Source organism: Ureaplasma canigenitalium ATCC 51252 (assembly GCF_000712165.1).
GTDB classification, from domain to species: Bacteria; Bacillota_I; Bacilli_A; order Mycoplasmatales; family Mycoplasmoidaceae; genus Ureaplasma; species Ureaplasma canigenitalium.
On the sequence record NZ_JONZ01000004.1, the window covers coordinates 59,448 to 76,878 of the forward strand.

At 30.8% G+C, this 17,431-nt stretch carries 15 protein-coding genes; all 15 read left to right on the forward strand.

Annotation, left to right across the window (positions count from 1 at the left end; translation table 4 throughout):
* The first annotated feature begins 1 nt into the window (after nucleotide 1).
* Nucleotides 2-1,849, forward strand: coding sequence for a tRNA uridine-5-carboxymethylaminomethyl(34) synthesis enzyme MnmG (mnmG, locus tag T416_RS0100250; RefSeq protein ID WP_031488834.1), 1,848 nt, complete (start codon nucleotides 2-4; stop codon nucleotides 1,847-1,849).
* On the forward strand, nucleotides 1,842-2,561 hold the full coding sequence (gene rsmG / locus T416_RS0100255) for a 16S rRNA (guanine(527)-N(7))-methyltransferase RsmG (RefSeq protein ID WP_031488835.1): 720 nt from the start codon (nucleotides 1,842-1,844) through the stop codon (nucleotides 2,559-2,561). The genes mnmG and rsmG overlap by 8 nt, the downstream gene beginning before the upstream one ends.
* A 63-nt stretch (nucleotides 2,562-2,624) precedes the next feature.
* Nucleotides 2,625-2,849, forward strand: coding sequence for a preprotein translocase subunit SecG (gene secG, locus T416_RS0100260; RefSeq protein WP_031488836.1), 225 nt, complete (start codon nucleotides 2,625-2,627; stop codon nucleotides 2,847-2,849).
* A complete protein-coding gene (gene rnr, locus T416_RS0100265) occupies nucleotides 2,839-5,025 on the forward strand; it encodes a ribonuclease R (protein WP_245600623.1) in 2,187 nt (728 codons plus the stop codon). The genes secG and rnr overlap by 11 nt, the downstream gene beginning before the upstream one ends.
* A gap of 14 nt (nucleotides 5,026-5,039) precedes the next feature.
* A complete protein-coding gene (smpB, locus tag T416_RS0100270; RefSeq protein WP_031488838.1) occupies nucleotides 5,040-5,474 on the forward strand; it encodes an SsrA-binding protein SmpB in 435 nt (144 codons plus the stop codon).
* A 33-nt stretch (nucleotides 5,475-5,507) separates the two neighbouring features.
* Complete coding sequence (locus tag T416_RS0100275) at nucleotides 5,508-7,229, forward strand: ABC transporter ATP-binding protein (protein WP_031488839.1); 1,722 nt, start codon at nucleotides 5,508-5,510, stop codon at nucleotides 7,227-7,229.
* Between the two features lie 84 nt (nucleotides 7,230-7,313).
* The gene (locus T416_RS0100280) at nucleotides 7,314-9,041 is read left to right on the forward strand and encodes an ABC transporter ATP-binding protein (RefSeq protein WP_245600624.1); all 1,728 of its coding nucleotides are present in this window, start codon (nucleotides 7,314-7,316) and stop codon (nucleotides 9,039-9,041) included.
* 15 nt (nucleotides 9,042-9,056) lie between these two features.
* A complete protein-coding gene (gene lysS / locus T416_RS0100285) occupies nucleotides 9,057-10,532 on the forward strand; it encodes a lysine--tRNA ligase (RefSeq protein ID WP_031488841.1) in 1,476 nt (491 codons plus the stop codon).
* Nucleotides 10,532-11,797: a hypothetical protein gene (locus T416_RS0100290; protein WP_031488842.1), complete on the forward strand. Its 1,266-nt coding sequence runs from the start codon at nucleotides 10,532-10,534 to the stop codon at nucleotides 11,795-11,797. The genes lysS and T416_RS0100290 overlap by 1 nt, the downstream gene beginning before the upstream one ends.
* Nucleotides 11,798-11,800: 3 nt before the next feature.
* The gene (locus T416_RS0100295; protein ID WP_031488843.1) at nucleotides 11,801-12,805 is read left to right on the forward strand and encodes an iron chelate uptake ABC transporter family permease subunit; all 1,005 of its coding nucleotides are present in this window, start codon (nucleotides 11,801-11,803) and stop codon (nucleotides 12,803-12,805) included.
* Nucleotides 12,805-13,791, forward strand: a complete 987-nt coding sequence (locus T416_RS0100300; RefSeq protein ID WP_031488844.1) for an iron chelate uptake ABC transporter family permease subunit — start codon at nucleotides 12,805-12,807, stop codon at nucleotides 13,789-13,791. The genes T416_RS0100295 and T416_RS0100300 overlap by 1 nt, the downstream gene beginning before the upstream one ends.
* A 45-nt stretch (nucleotides 13,792-13,836) precedes the next feature.
* Nucleotides 13,837-14,673: an alpha/beta fold hydrolase gene (locus T416_RS0100305; protein WP_031488845.1), complete on the forward strand. Its 837-nt coding sequence runs from the start codon at nucleotides 13,837-13,839 to the stop codon at nucleotides 14,671-14,673.
* Nucleotides 14,666-15,334, forward strand: coding sequence for a dTMP kinase (tmk, locus tag T416_RS0100310; protein WP_245600625.1), 669 nt, complete (start codon nucleotides 14,666-14,668; stop codon nucleotides 15,332-15,334). Before T416_RS0100305 ends, tmk begins: the two co-directional genes overlap by 8 nt.
* Complete coding sequence (locus T416_RS0100315; protein WP_031488847.1) at nucleotides 15,324-16,109, forward strand: hypothetical protein; 786 nt, start codon at nucleotides 15,324-15,326, stop codon at nucleotides 16,107-16,109. Before tmk ends, T416_RS0100315 begins: the two co-directional genes overlap by 11 nt.
* On the forward strand, nucleotides 16,109-17,431 hold the full coding sequence (gene mnmE / locus T416_RS0100320; RefSeq protein WP_031488848.1) for a tRNA uridine-5-carboxymethylaminomethyl(34) synthesis GTPase MnmE: 1,323 nt from the start codon (nucleotides 16,109-16,111) through the stop codon (nucleotides 17,429-17,431). The genes T416_RS0100315 and mnmE overlap by 1 nt, the downstream gene beginning before the upstream one ends.

A 17,431-nucleotide genomic window follows, 5' to 3' on the forward strand; every position in this document is an offset into this window, starting at 1 on the left:
TATGAAAAAATACGATGTAATAGTTATTGGTGCAGGACATGCTGGTCTTGAAGCTAGTTTTGCCTCATCTAAAAAAGGGTTAGCAACTTTATTGATTACCCTTGATGAAAAAGGTATCGGAATGATGCCGTGCAATCCGAGTATTGGTGGTCCAGCTAAAGGTGTTGTAACGAGAGAAATTGATGCTCTTGGTGGAATGCAAGGTAAAGCTGCTGATGCAACAGCTCTGCAAATGAAGATGTTAAACACCTCAAAAGGTCCTGGTGTTTGAGCTTTGCGATGTCAAAGCGATAAAGTAATGTATCACAAATATTTTATCGACAAGATAAAAGAACAAGAAAATCTTGATTTATTAATTAATGAAGTTGCTAAGTTAGAGGTTAGCGAAGGAATTGTTAAAGGAGTGGTATTGGCTGATGGTTCTTTAATTTCAGCTGATTTTGTAATAGTAACTACTGGAACTTATCTTAATTCGGTTACTCATCGTGGAGACATTAAGGAAAATACTGGTGCTGATAATTTAAAGAATGCTAAATATTTGTCTGATAATTTTAAGGAGTTAGGAATTGGTCTTCTTAGGTTAAAAACTGGAACTCCAGCGAGAATTAAAAAAGATACCATAAATTATCACCTATTGAAAGAAGAACCTGGTTCAGCAGAAAAATTGGCATTTAGTCATGACCACCCAACATATTTACCAATTGAAAAGCAACTTTCGTGCTACATTACTTACACAAATGAAGCGATTCATCGTTTAATTGAACAGTCACTTAATCAATCAGCAATGTACGGAGGGATGATTTCCGGGATTGGTCCAAGATATTGTCCTTCAATTGAGGACAAAGTTGTTAAATTTCGAGAAAAAGAAAGACACCAAATCTTCGTTGAACCAGAATCGCTTTTTCTTGACACGATGTATCTTTCGGGTTTTTCTACTTCAATGCCTGTTGAGATTCAAGATAAAATGATTCAGCTTCTTCCTGGATTTGAAAATGCAGTAATTGAAAAATACGCTTATGCAATTGAATATGATGCAATTGATCCTACCCAACTCTTCCCTACATTAGAGTATAAAAAAATTAAAAATCTATTTTTTGCTGGACAAATTAACGGGACAAGCGGTTACGAAGAGGCGGCTGCACAAGGTTTGATGGCAGCTATTAATGTGATATGCAAAAAAGAAAACAAAGAACCAGTTATCCTTGGTCGCGATCAAGCTTATATTGGAGTTATGGTTGATGACCTTGTTACTAAGGGGATTACTGAACCATATCGACTCTTAACAAGTCGAGCTGAACACCGACTTTATCTACGAAATGATAATGCTGATGATCGTTTACGAGAGATTGGATATCAAATCGGATTAGTAAGTCAAGAACAATATGATAGTTTCCTTCAAGAAAAAAATAAAATCGAATACCTAATTAACTGACTTAGAACCACAACAATCGGACAAATAGATAGCCTTAAACACACCACTCAAAAAACAAATACTTACCTTGTTGATTATTTAAAAAGACCAGAAATTACTATCAACGATATCATTTGTTTTTATCCCAATCAAGACCAATTTAATGCATCGATGTTAAATAAAGTGAATATTGCTGTGAAGTACGAGGGTTATATTAAAAACCAACAAGAAAATATTAATCAACTACGTAAGTTAAATAATATTAATTTAACATCGATTAAGGACTATAAAGAAGTTCCTAATATAAGTCTTGAAACCGTTGATAAATTAAATAAAATTCAACCTATTAATCTTGACCAAGCTTCTAGAATTAGCGGAATTAACCTATCAGATATCGCGATGATTAAATATTATATAGAAAGAATTAAACATGGATAAACCGCTTTTTATAAGTCAAATAAGAAATTATTTTGGTGAAATAACTGATGAACAATTTTCTCAAATTTTTCGTTATGTAGAATTAGTTAAAGAAAAAAATAAAGATTTTAACTTAACTCGATTGGTTAGTAATCTTGATGATATTTTTCAAGCTTTTTTATATGATTCTTTAATTCCGTTTAAGGCACTTAGGGAAAAATTTAATCTTTCTAAAATTGGTTATAAATTGCTAGATATAGGTAGTGGAAATGGTATTCCCGGTATCTTACTTAAAATCATTTTCCCCGCTCTGGAAGCGGTTTTGCTCGAATCTAATGTTAAAAAATGTGATTTTTTAAGAACTGTCATCAATGATCTACAACTAAAGGATATTGAAGTTTGAAATATGCGAGCTGAAGACATTAAGAAAGAGCAACGAGAAACATTTGATATCGTAACAAGTAGAGCAGTGGCTTCACTCTATAAAATACTTGAAATTTCAGCCCCATTTGTAAGAGTTAATGGTTTAATTATTTGTCCAAAGTCAATTAAATTCGATGAAGAAATGGAAGATGCATTAAATACAATTAAGGTTCTTCAACTTTCTTTAGTTTACCTTGATCAATTTAATCATTATGAGCAGCAACACACAGTTGGTTATTTTACAAAAACACAGAAAACAGAAGAGAAATATCCGAGAACCTGAGCACAGATAATTAAGAAACCTTTATAACTCACTATTATAATTACTTTATTATTGTTATACTATATAGATATAAAAAATATAAGGATTTATATGGGTTTAACAATCGCAATAATTTTATTTTCTATCTTAGCCCTTATCATTGGCTTACTTTTATCGCGAAGTTCACCAACTGGTGGTCTTAGCAGCCTTAACGGACAAGATCTTGAACTTTTCAAAAAAACAAAAGACAGGGGATGAACAAAAGGATTTCAAATAGCAATGTTTTTCATTGCTATAGTACTTCTTTTAATTGTGATAATTTACCGTGCCGCATAATTTAAGTGATTTTTACCGTAAGCTGGTTGTTAACTTTATTAGAAAATCCGGAAAACCCATTTCAACGAAGACTCTTTATGATGTAGTTAGTCGAAAAGTTAAAAACTTTAATCCTAATGTGCTTGATAAAACTTTAGAAGAATTATTGAACGAACACACATTACGACAATTAAATAGTGGCTCATTTGTATTGTCTTATGATGACTTTGAAAAAGAAACTGACATTCGAACAGGTACTGTTTCTATAAATTCAAAAGGTGATGGTTTTATTAAGGAAGATGAAACCGAAGTTGAATATTATGTCAATAAAAAATATTTAAATGGTGCCCTAAAGTTTGATAAAGTCAAATTTGTTAAACTCAAAAAAGAACCGAAGAATGAACTTTATGATGCCGCTATCATTGAAGTTGTTGAACATAGTAAAGATTATTTTGTTGGTGTTTTTAAAAAAAAGTCAAACCAAAAAGGTTATGAAGTTCAAATCGATGATCCATTATTCTATCTAGAAGTTGAATTAGATGACATTAAGGGACTTGTTAATAACCACAAAATTCTACTTCACATTATTAAGAGCGATAACAAGAAAGCACTTTGTGAAGTTGTTTATATTATTGGTCATATGAATGATGTTGGTAATGATATTTTAAGTATTGTTTACGACAACGGAATTAATCCAATAATTAGTGAAGAAGTCAATGAAGCCGCTGCTAAATGTGTTTTTAATGTTGACGAACACCAAAAAAAAATAAGAAGATTCCTTTTTGATCGTATGATTGTTTCGATTGATCCCGAAGGGTCTAAAGACATCGATGATGCTGTTTTTGTAAAAAAACTGAATGTTGACAAGTATTTTTTAAGTGTTAACATTGCCGATGTTAGTTTTTACGTACAACCTGGTACAGTTCTTGATCAACAAGCAAGAAAACAAGGAACAAGCGTTTATCTTGCAGATCGTGTAATTCCAATGTTACCTCATAACATTTCTAATAATATTTGTTCTTTAAACCAGCACGAGGAACGAATGGCGATTACGGTTGACATGATTATCCATCGTAAAGGGCACATTGTTTGAAAGGATATTTATCCTTCTGTTATTAAGAGTCAAAAACAACTTAGTTATGATGAAGTTAACTATTATTTCAAAAATAATCTACGTTCACCACTCAGCATTTCGATTAAGGAAATGCTCGATGAAGCTCGTGAGTTAAGTGCTAACATTCGCCAAAAACGAAAGAATGATGGTTATGTAAGCTTTGACATCAAGGAACCAAAAATTATTCTTAATGATAAAGGTATTCCAATCAGAATCGAAGTTAAAGATTCTGGAATTGCCGAAGAAATGATTGAGGACTTTATGATTACTGCTAATGAAGCAGTAACTACTTTTGTTAATGAGTTTGCTGAACAGCAAATTAAAAATGGTGACAAGGATATAATGCCGTTTATCTATCGTGTCCACGATAAACCAAGCATCGAAAGTCTTAAACGCTTTGAAATCGAATCCAAGAAGTTAGCCTTTCATATTGATTCCGACCATGAAAACATCAAACCAAACTCAATTAGTAATTGACTTGAAGGCAATAAGGATAATGAAAACTTATCATTAATTTCTAAAATTCTCCTTAGAGCAATGGCAAAAGCAAGTTATGAAATTAAGAATACTGGTCACTTTGGTCTCGCTCTTGAAGACTATACACATTTTACTTCCCCAATTCGAAGATACCCAGACCTTCTTGTTCATAGACTTCTTTGAATGTATGTTTTTGATAGAGAAGCTTATAGCGATAAAGAACGACAAGAACTTAAAACTAACTTAAAAGTACTTTGTGATGAAGCAAATAAAAATGAAATTATCGCTCTTAAGACTGAACGAGATGTTAATGCTTGTAAGTTTGCTGAATATATGAACTTTCATTTAAATGAAGAATTTGATGGTGTTGTAGTTGCAGTTAACTCTTTTGGTGTTTTTATTGAACTTGTAAATACCATTGAGGGTCTGCTTAGAATTTCAAATCTTGACAATGATTATTACACTTATATCCAAGAAAATAATACTCTTGTAGGTCAAAACTCAAATAATGTAATTTCAATTGGTAAAAAAGTTAGAGTTAAGGTAATTGATGCTAATAAATTAACAAGAAAAATTGAGTTTTCACTTGTTAAGTTCTATCGTTAATTTTTGGTGGATAAATGATTATTACAAACAAAAATGCTAACCGCAATTATTTTGTTAAAGAAGAATATGAAGCTGGTATGGTGTTAAAGGGAACCGAAGTTAAATCAGTGTCGCATGCGAATTGCTCAATCAACGAATCCTTTATTAAAATAACCAAAGGGGAAGTTTATATTATTAATATGCATATAGCTCCTTTTTTCGAAGGAAATCGCTTCAATCAAGATCCCTATCGTTCGAGAAAACTACTTCTCCATAGGAAAGAAATTATTAAAATCAGTCATAAAGTAATGACTGATAACCTAACATTAATACCACTTAAAATTTATTGAAAAAATAATAAATTAAAAATGTTAATTGGTCTTTGTCAAGGTAAGAAACTACATGACAAGAGAGAAGATCTTAAAAAGAAAACATTATCTCAAGAAGCTAGATTCATTAAACAATATTAATATTAGATTAGAATAAGATAGGGGGTGGATGAAGTGAAATTAATATGACACGTTTTATTAAGAAGACACAAAGCCCTTTTGTTTCTAGTCATTTTTTTTAACATCTTACAATTAGGGTTAATCTTAGCTCAACCCTTACTACTTAGTGCTCTTAATAATAAATCAGATATTTCACAACCAACAACTAGTCAAGATACTTATATCCTTGGTGGGATATTAATTGCTCTTGCTGTTGTTTGGATTATTATCATTTTAATTAAAAATTATTTACTAACGCGACTCGAAGTTGCTGTGATGGAGCAGCTTCAGAAGAAGGTTTTTGAAAAATCGATGTTCCTTAGTCTAGAGGATAAACAACTATTTTCCAAAAGTAAATTAATTAATATTTGTGTTAAGGATGTTAAAGAAATTTCAAAGACATCAACTTTTATTTTCCGTCCGATGTTTCTTGGTATTCTTTACTTCATTGGTGCTATCGTTTTGCTTTTTGTTTTAAATGGCAAGAATTGACAAATACCAGTTGCTATTGTCACAATTGCCGTTTCCATCGGCATTATTTATGGTTGCTTTGCTATTTGAGCTAGAAAATTTTGAGTAAGAACAAAGAAAGCGAGCGACAAGCTTGCTGTTTCAATTCACGAAAAAATTAACGGAGTAAGACCAATTAGATCTTTTTTATTACAATCCGTTTTTGATTATGACATTGAAAAAAGATGAAAGGAAGTTGTTCATAAAAGTGAGTATGCCGCTCTAGTGATTCAGGGAGCTCTTGCTTTTGCGACTGTTGTTATTTATTTAATTAGTCCGTTTATTCTTCTTCTTGGGATAACAGTAACAAACTTAAAAGCCGCTGATATCCTTTCAATTATGCAGTCAAGCAACCTTCTTATTCTAGGGATTACCTTAATTGCTCTTTCAACTGAACAACTTCTTCGAACCAATGTAAGTTTTATTCGTACTCGGGAAATCATCTTCTATAAAAACAAAATTGAATATACAGGAACAAAGTCAATTTTAACCAACGATATTGTGTTTGATAATGTGTCCTTTATGTACGATAAAGAGGGTGGCAATGTTCTAAAGAATGTTTCTTTTAAAATAAATAGTGATGAGACAGTTGGGATTATTGGGACAACAGGTTCTGGTAAAACCACTTTAATTAATTTATTAATGCACCGTCTTGTACCAACTGAAGGTAATATTCTTGTTGATAATATACCAATTAAGGAAATTGATATTAAGTGCCTTCGTTCTTCGTTTTCTATTAATGAGCAAACTCCCCTTCTTTTTAAAGGTACATTCATTCATAATATCCTTTTTGGTCAGAAAAATATAGAAAAGGAAATCATCGATGAATCGATTGACATAGCACAAGCGAGAGATTTTATTTTTAGCACAGAAAAAGGTCTTGAGTCGTTGGTAGCACCTAAAGCTAAAAATCTTTCTGGTGGTCAAAAGCAACGTCTTGCCATTGCTAGAGCACTTTGTCGAAAAGGAGCACGTACCTTAATTCTTGATGATTCAACATCAGCACTTGATATGATTACTGAACGGAAATTAATCAACGCCCTTAAAAAACAAAACCGATTTAAATCAATCATTATTATTGCACAACGAATTACAAACATCGTTAACTGTGACAAAATTATTGTGATGGATAGTGGGCGAATTGTTGGTATGGGGAAATGGAATGAACTATTAAAAGACTGTCAAGTGTTTAAAGAAATTTATCAATCACAAATTAAAGAAGATTAAATTATGAGTTTAAAAAGTAATAAAGCAGTTTATTCTAAATGAGAGTTAATTAGGTTTTACTTTAAACCCTTTAAGAAATATTTTATGGGTTTAACACTTACTATCATTGGTTGATTAATTTTTAACATCGGCGCCATCTTTCTTCTTCAAACACTGATTGATCAATTTTCCAAAGGTTTAACGACTGAGGAAATTCTTGTATACTTCTGTCTTGGAGTAATGGGTCTTTACCTTTTTGCTGGTATTTTAAACTTCTTCATTAACCTAATTTCGATTAAGGTATCATATAAACTTGAGCGTCATCTTTCAATGATGGTGATTAATAAATTAAGTCGCTTACCGATGCGATTCTATGATATGAACAATGCTGGTGAAATTTTTAATAAAGCATTGTCCGATCCCACTAATATCCAAAATGGGATGGTTAATTTTTATATCGAATTAAATAAAGCAATATTTGGGGGAGTTTTTTACGGAATCGCTCTTATTCTTTTAAGTCCATACATCGCTCTTATTGGTCTTGCTCTTTATGGACTTCTGATGTCAATTATTGCTTTTATCTTTAAGAAATCTCAAAAGCTTGCAATTAAAAAGCGACAAGATTTTGTTCAACTTAATGACTATATGGAGGAAATGATTACTTCACAAAGTGTTATTGAAAATTATGGTGAACAAGATTACATCGTTGATGGTTATAAGAAAATTGAACAAGGACTAAGAGCTAACTGAATTAAAGCCTATGCGACTAGTGGGGTCATCTTTCCGTGAAGTGTCTTTGCTTTAAGAATTTTAAATGTTTGTATTACCGTTGCCTTCCTACTACTTTCTATTTCAAAGATTGAACTTCCTGGTATTGTCAAAAATATTGATCATGCGACCAAAACAATTTCCTTTGGTACATTAGTTAGCCTATCCCTTGTTTCAAACTTGTTCGCTGACCTTTTTAGTACTGTATGTAATAACATTCAAATTTTTATTTCAGCTCAATCTTCTTTAAGAAAGATGAATGAACTAGTCCAAGAAAAGGAAGAACATGATGATATTGAACAGTTACATATCGACCCTTCAGAGGGGATTGATGTTGAATTTAAAAATGTGTATTTTAACTATCTTGAAAACAAACCAACATTAAAAAATGTTTCATTTGTTGCTAAGCGAAATATGAAGGTTGCTATTATTGGACCGACTGGTTCAGGTAAAACAACAATTGTTAACTTAATTAACAGATTCTATGATATTAACCAAGGAGACATCACTTTTAACGGTGTAAGCATTGTTAATAAAAGTCGGAATAGTGTTCGAAAGAATATCTCAATTGTATTACAGGATACCTTCTTATTTAGTGAATCAATTTTAAAAAATGTGCTTCGGGGAAACGAAAATGCGACCCCCGCAGATGTTATTAAAGCATGTAAAAAAGCACAAGTTCACGATTTCATTATGAAGTATGAAAATGATTACGGGACAATTCTTGATGACAGTCGAAACCTTTCGCAGGGTCAAAAACAATTATTAACAATCGCCCGTGCGATTATTTCTGATGCAAAAATTATTATTCTTGATGAAGCGACAAGTTCTATTGACACTAGAACTGAAAAATTAGTTCAAAAAGCAATTGAAAACCTAATTCACTCACGAACAGCATTTGTTATTGCTCACCGATTGTCTACAATATTAAATGCTGATTTAATTTTAGTTATTAAAGATGGTGAAATTATAGGACAGGGAAATCATGAAACGTTGCTTAATTCATGTCCGTTCTATAAAGAGCTTTATTATGCTAATTACTCAACTAAGCATATTAATGAATAAAAACAAGGGGAAGTTATGAATCGTAAATTTACCGAACAAGAAATCATTAGAAGAAACACATTAGAGAAACTTTTTTCGAATAACGAAGATCCCTATCTCACATCAAAAATTGCTCGTTCTTCTGACCTTAAAACCTTTAAGGAACAATATATTAATTTTTCAAAGGATGAATTACACGATATGAACATTAAACCGGTCACTTTAGCTGGTCGTCTTATGAATGTTCGTCAGACTTTTGGTGTTATTCAGGATTTTTCAGGCACTCTTCAAATCTATTTAAATAAGAAAAATGTTACACCCGAACTTTTTCAACTTTTTAAGAGTCTTGACCTTGGGGATATTATAGAAGCGCAGGGTACACCGATGAAAACAAACAGCGATGAACTGACTCTTAATATTTCGTCTCTTAAGTTAATCTCAAAAAGTCTTAAAGTGCTACCTGAAAAATATCACGGTCTAGTTGACGAAGAACTTCGTGCCCGTCACCGTTATGTTGATTTAATTGTTAATCCAAATAGTAAGCAAACTTTTATCCTAAGATCTTTAATTATTCGTGAGATAAGAAATTATCTTGATCAACTTGGTTATTTTGAAGTTGAAACACCAGTTCTAAATGACATCCTTTCTGGAGCTGCGGCTCGTCCTTTTATTACTCATCACAATACACTTGATAAAAATTATTACCTTCGCATCGCGACAGAAATTCCGCTTAAGAAATGCATTGTAGGTGGTTTTGAGAAAGTTTATGAAATTGGTAGAATCTTTCGCAATGAAGGAATGGACTCAACACACAACCCGGAGTTTACAAGTATTGAACTTTATGCTGCTTATGAAGATATGTGATATGTGATGGATCTAACTGAGAAGTTAATTCGTCATATTGCTGCTAAATTTAATATTAACAAACCAACATTCCGTGGTCATGAAATTGATCTTTTAAAACCTTTTCATAAAGCACATATGGTCGATTTAATTAAGGAACACACAGGTATTAATTTTTTTAATATAACTGATGTGAAAGAAGCAATGCAGTTAGCAAAGACAAATAATATCAAGGTTGAAAAGCACCAAGAAAGCACCGGACATATTATTAATTTATTTTTTGAACATTTTGTTGAAGATAAAATCATCCAGCCAACCTTTGTCTATGGACATCCAGTTGAAGTGTCTCCGCTTGCTAAACGTAATAAAGATGATGACCGATTTACAGACCGTTTTGAACTTTTTATTGCCCAAAAAGAATTTGCTAATGCTTTTAGTGAATTAAACAATCCAATCGACCAATACAACCGTTTCCTTGATCAATTAAATGAAGCTCGTCTTGGAAATAATGAAGCTAACGAAATGGATATTAATTTTATCGAAGCTCTTGAATACGGGATGCCACCAACCGCCGGACTTGGGATAGGAATAGATCGTCTTGTTATGCTCTTTACTTCGAACGACACTATTCGTAATGTCTTACTCTTCCCACATATGAAAGACAGATAATGAAAAATAAAAAACTATTTAAACTATCGTTAGTTTCACTAGTTTTTATACCAGCATCTTTAGTTTTTGTATCTTGTGTAAAGACCGATTACCAGATTACTGATAATCATTTTTTTACCAAACAATATTACACTAAGGATTTTTTTAACATTATAAATGACTATGCCTTACAATTTGATCAAATTATCGATTTTAATGAACTTAAAAAAAGATTGCCTAGTCGTTACCAACATTATCAGTCTTTTCTTGATTACTCAAAAAATGAACTTTCTTTATTAATAAAAGATATCGAAAAGACTAAAGATAAATTAAAGGAAAAGGGTATCGAAAATAAGACCATTTTGTTTTTAGATAATCGTCAACCTTTAACTTTTGATGAACATTCATACAATAATTTTTTTATCTCATCTGTTCCTAACCATAGTCTTTTTTATAGTAAAGAAAATGGTCTTGGGTTTCACTTTCCCTTAACTAATAATAAAACAATAAATAGCTTGATTGACAATGCTGATGGAATTGGTAAAACAAGTTTAAGAGTTAATCCGACACTAAGTACAAATGTGATAAAAGATGCTTTTAAAAACCAAGTTGACTATGTGATTTATTTGTGCAATATTGATGATTTAGCTAGCAACCAGAAATTCATTTTTAATCATCTAAGAACGACGGATAATTTTTTACCTAATCATTTACTAAAAGATAGAAATAGTAAAGTTTTATTTGCTGATCGTAAGCTTTTTGTAAATCAAAACCACGCCCCACTCGCTATTTTTGAAATGTTAAATTTTTTAAATAACCAGTTTAATTTAAATCTATCCTTTGCTTTTACACCATTTAAAAAAAGTGAGTTAATTAATATCGCTAACGGTTCTCTTGATTTATCGCCTTTGTTCAAAGGTAATAGTCACAAAGTTAATCGCCGGATTGTTGCATCTACATCTTTTAGCATTGATTTATTATTATTTTTTGGTATTCAACCGGATACCATAATTGACTATAATCAATTCCTGGATCCTTCGGATAATGCTTATGGAATGTCTAGTGTTCTTAAGCAATATTTAAATCCTAAATTACCGTTAAATTTAATTAATAAGGAATTTAGTTCAAGCAATGCCAAAGATTTTTTAAATATGAATAATGCTATTTATTTAATTCATCCGTGATTAGAAGATGAATTTAAGATTATTTATAAAGAAAATAAAGAAAATGTATTTTTTATAAAATTAAATTTAGGTAAAGAAAAGAAATATAAGCAAAAAATTTAATCAATGAAGATATTTAAAGAGAAAAGGAACTTTCGTCCATTAAATAAACAAGGTTTGATTATTTTATCATTCCTATTTTTTTGTTCATTAATTACTTATTTTTGTAATATCTTTTACTTTCAAGATATTCCGTTAGTAACCACCTTTAATTCTTTAACTAGTAAAGAAATTTTGTTTAAATATTTTTATACTCCAACACTTCTTATGGTTGCTGGAATTGGTTTGTCGGTTGTTGGTTTTTCGTTACAAGCTATTAATAAAAATCAGCTTGCTTCACCGTCAATGATGGGAATTTATCCGATTACAGTTTTTGCTTTTTTGATTCTACAAATTACAAAAAACAACTCCTTAATTACTTATCTAGGTTTTTTTCTAGCGATTCTTTTTTGCTCAATTTTATTGTTAATTAATTATTATTTTCAAACAAAAAATACAGGTAAATTTACCGAAAAACCCCTTCTTTTTGGTTTTGGTTTAGGTGTTGTTTTTTCAGGTATTAATTTGGTGCTCGCTAGTTATGTAAAAAACGAAAATATAAGTTTTGTACAGCTGATAAGTAATTCGGTTGTTTATTATTCGGTTGATAATTTTGTTATTAGTCTTGTTTTAATCACCTTATCTACAGTTACACTTTTTATTATTAATAAGCACATTAACATTATGGATATTGAATTTAAATATGCTCGTGTAGTTGGGGTTCGTGTTAATCTTATTTATTTCCTTGTTTCCTTATGTGCTATTTTAATTAGTGTTTCGACTGTTCTTTCACTTGGTAGTATTTCACTAATCGCGACAATTATGCCTTTCTTTTCTCGACTTATTTTTAAAAAGCAAAACTATATGATAAAAAATATTGGTGCAGGATTAATTGCTAATATTTTTCTTCAACTAAATGGAATTTTAGTTGAATTTTTCTTGTCGATTAATCTTGTTTTTTTGGTTGCTTCTTTTCTCGCAATTCCCCTTATTTTTTTAGTTAGATACCAAATTAGAAGGAAGTTTTTCTAATGGTAGGTAATCATAAATCTTTTAGTGAGAAAAAGCTAACAAGAAAATTTATTAAGGTTTTTTTACCTCTGATTTTTCTTATCTTTTTGTTATTTTTTATCTCAGTTTATGCATCAAGTGGATTTAAGAATGCATCATGATTTCAATACAAAATAATTTTCCAATTATTATTATCAGGGTTCGCTCTAGGAGCGGCTTCTTATTTAATTTCAAGGTTAACTAAAAACAAGTTAGTTGACACATCGATAACAGGAATATCAAACATAAATTTAATTGTTCTTTTAGTCATCTTTCTTATTACCGATTCTGTTTCACTAGCGAACCATCAGAATATTATTTATGCTCTTCCTTTGGTTTTTTTTGTTGGTTCAATCCTAGTTACTGGTATTCTTCAGTTAACTTGTCATTCCTTTAACCGTTATTACTTTAAACGACTAGTTATTATTGGGATAGTAATTAATTTAATCGCAATTATCATTGCTCAAGCACTACGGATTTATGTAAACAAGGATAATAGTCTTTTTTTGAAAACCATTATTCTTGGTAGTATTAATGCTAAAGAAGACTATACTTTTTTTGTTAGCTTAGTTTTGCTTCTTCTTGCCCTTTTTATCCTAATTATTTTTCAAAGAAAAATTTTTCTTCTAGTTAGCCACGAAGGTATCGCTCGTCAACTAGGAGTAAACACAAAAGGAATTACTTTTCTTATTTTTTTGATTATTTCCCTTTTTACGACAAGTAGCTATCTCCTAAATGGAAATGTGGTTTTTGTCGGTCTTGTTGGCTCTTTTGGCGGGTTTCTTGTTTCACGGAATTATGTTATTAAAGGTTGTTTTATTTCAGGTCTAATCAGTTCTGTACTTATGATTTCTTCGTACGATATTTTTTATCTCATACTAGATGTCGATGCAGCTAATACCATTGTTCTTTTTCCAATTTTAAGTGGAACCATTTTCCTTGGGATGGTATTGTTATCAAAAATTTAATAACTTTTAAAAATTAATTGTTTAAAATTTTTAAAAGGTGGTTTTATGGAATATATTGAAGGTCAGTATTTAAATTATTATTTTATCGAGAGTGATTCAAAAAAGAACAAAAAAGGTACCATTGTTTTTATCCATGGTTTATCTTGCACTCCGCATTATTTTTTTCTAATGAAGAATGACTTTACCGAATACGATTGTTATTTTTTTGGTTTACCTGGTCATGGGTTAACACCAGAATTGCCACCAAAATTTATGAATACACTGTCCTTTAAAGAGATAGTTATTAATCAAATTAAAAATCTTGGTTTAAAAGATGTAATTCTTATCGGTCATTCTCTTGGTGCTGCTCTTTGTGCTTTGGTAGCACACCCCTTAAAAGATATTGTTAAAAAATGTGTTCTTGTATGTCCTTACACCTATGGATTTGACCCTAATCATAAAAACTTTTACTGACTTTTACCTTTTAATGTCAAAAAGCACCCAGATCGTGCTCTTCAACAAATTTATTACGACTATCGAAAAAATTATGTTACTCTACCGGATACCCGAATTGACCAGATTACAAGGGAGAAATTACAAAAAGGGTTAAGGTCGGTATGACACATAGTTGCTAATTTAATTTTTTCTATAAAACTCCGTAAGGAATTAAAAGACGCATACCATCACCTATCTATTCCGTCCCTCCTTATTCTTTCAAAAGAAGACCGTTTAATTAATTGTCAAACAACTAGGAAGAAGATCAAGGCGAATAATCAATTAATCGTTTATACTTTTTATAAATCGGGTCATATTCCTTTTATTGAGGAAGTTGATTTATTTGTGAAGGTTGTTAAGGATTTTATTGATGGAAGAAATATCGATGATGGTGAATACAATGAGTAAAAAAGGTCTTTTCATTGTGCTTGAGGGTATAGATGGTGCTGGTAAATCGTCAGTTATTAATACCGCTAAAGAACTTCTTTACAAGAAGTATCCAAACATTGACTTTTACTTTACTCGTGAACCCGGTGGTTCTAATTCTTATGCTGAATTAATCCGGGATTTTTTTCTTAAACATCTTGATGATTTTCATCCTATTACAATTGCCTACTTATATGCGGCGAGTCGTGCTGAGCACACGATCACTAAATTGCTTCCTAAAATCAATAATGGGTCTATTGTTATTTGTGACCGTTATGTTCATAGTTCATATGCATACCAAGGGAAAATGCAGAATGTTCCGATGGAAATTGTTCATCAAATTAATAAAGTAGCAACAACAGACATCGCAATTGATTATCTTATTTACTTTAAAGTTGATGCTAAAACAGCAATGAATAGGATAATGGTTCGTGATCTAAATTCAAATAATGTTAATGCTTTTGATAAGAAGGAACAGACTTGGTATGAAACTTTAATTGATCAGTATGAAGAGGCAATTAGTACTTATCAAAAACCTAAAAAGATTATTGTGATAGATGCTAATCGCTCTTGGTCAGAGGTCTTTAATGAGTTTTTTCGAGTTTTAACCACAATTATTGATAATTACCAATATGACAAATAATTATTTATTAAAGTTAACTCCATACTGTAATGTTGATGAATCAATTAAACAAATAATGGTTAATTTAATTATCGAAACTAACCATCCGAGAAAAGATTTGTTTGTTGAAAAAATCCTCAAAAATGATTATTTTGATACATATATTTTTGATGGGAGAGAACTTACAAAACAAGATGTCATCAATCTACAGAATAAACTCATTTATAACAGCGGAGAAGAGATTGGTTATATTTTTTACATCATAAAAAACATCGATCGCTGTTCTTCTTTAATCCTTAATTCTTTACTTAAAACAATTGAAGAAGCAGAAGATAATATTGTTGGAATTTTTGTTTGTGATGAGTTCGAAAATGTCCTTTCAACAATTGTTTCAAGATGTACAAGATTTATTTTAATGAAGGATGAAAAGATTAAGGATAAAATCAACGAAATCCTTTCTAGGAGCGGATTGGAGTATTTGACGAGCAAAAATATTTTTGCAAATTATGAGGATCTTTTTTCTTTAGATAGCAATAATGAATTAATTAAAATTAAAAATATCATCGAGTCTTTCAACCGTGAAGATTTAAAGTTAGTTATTACTAATCGGGAAATCTTTAACAACCTTAGTTACCTTGCTATTAAATATGTAATTAATATTCTTTTCTTTTTAAGTAAAGACTTATTAGCAAAGAAAAATCTAGCCTCTCTATTATCTTCGCTTAATACTGTTGACTTAAATAAAAAGGGAATTTATTCCTTATTAATTGCTTATTTCTTTATGAAAGGAATTTAATGAAATACAACACCATAGTAGCTCTTGCAACTGCTAATTTGAATTGTGCAATACACATTATTCGAATTAGTGGTCCGGAAGCTTTTCAAATTATTAACAAAGTTTCTTCGAAGGAAATTACTAAGGAAACTTTTAAGATACAGCGAACACAAATTGTTAACAAAGGTGTTATCCTTGATGATGTTTTAATCATGAAGTTTGTCGGTCCAAGAACATTCACCGGAGAAGACTTGATAGAAATTAACTGTCATGGTGGAGTTGTTGTTGCACGAATGATTATCGATCTTCTCTTGCAAAATGGTTGTGTTTATGCCCAACGTGGGGAATTTTCTCAAAGAGCATATATGAATGGTGCAATGGATTTACTTACAACAGAAGCCATCAATAATCTTGTTAATGCAAGTAATGACAATGCCGTTTATGGTATAGCCTCAGCTCTTGTTGGTAAACTTCAAACTCCAATTAATCACATTAAGGATGTAATTTTTAATTTACTTGGTACCATTGAGGTTAACATAGACTACCCAGAATATGATGATGTTGAACATGTTGATCAAAATAAGTGTTTAAATCAACTTCAATTAATTGAAAAAGATGTTGCTGAAATCATTAATAATTCAAAAAAATTTATTCCTATTAACGAAGGAATTAAAATTCTTATCTTAGGTAAACCGAATGTCGGTAAATCGACATTGTTAAATGCTCTTGCTAACGAAGAGAAGGCTATTGTTACCGATATCCCTGGAACAACTCGTGACCTTATTGAAACAATAATTAATGTTGATGGTATTACTCTTAAAATCATTGACACAGCAGGGATTCATGAAACCAATGATGTTATTGAAAAGATGGGGATTGAACGTACTCTTAAGAAGATTGATCAAGTTGATATTATTCTTTATTTAATTGAAAAGAATGAAACAAAAGACCCGAATCTTTTTGACTTAATTAAGGATAAGGATCACCTTATTGTTCACACTAAAAAAGATTTAATAACATCTTTTAATCAAAATGAAATCTATATTAATGCAAAAGACAATGATATTTCACCGTTGATTCAAAAACTTAAAGAATTATTTCACATCGTTGATTTTGAGATGAAAAATGTAAATGCTCTCCAAAGTGTTCGCCAAATTTCATTGCTTGAAAGAGTTCATTTTTTAATTAAAGAATCAATAAAAAATCTTTTAAGCGGTGCAACAGTTGATTTAATTGCTGATTACCTACAAGAGTGTAATCTTAAAATTAATGAGATTCTTGGTACTAGCCGAAACTACGATTTTCTTGATGATCTCTTTAAAAGATTTTGCTTAGGTAAATAA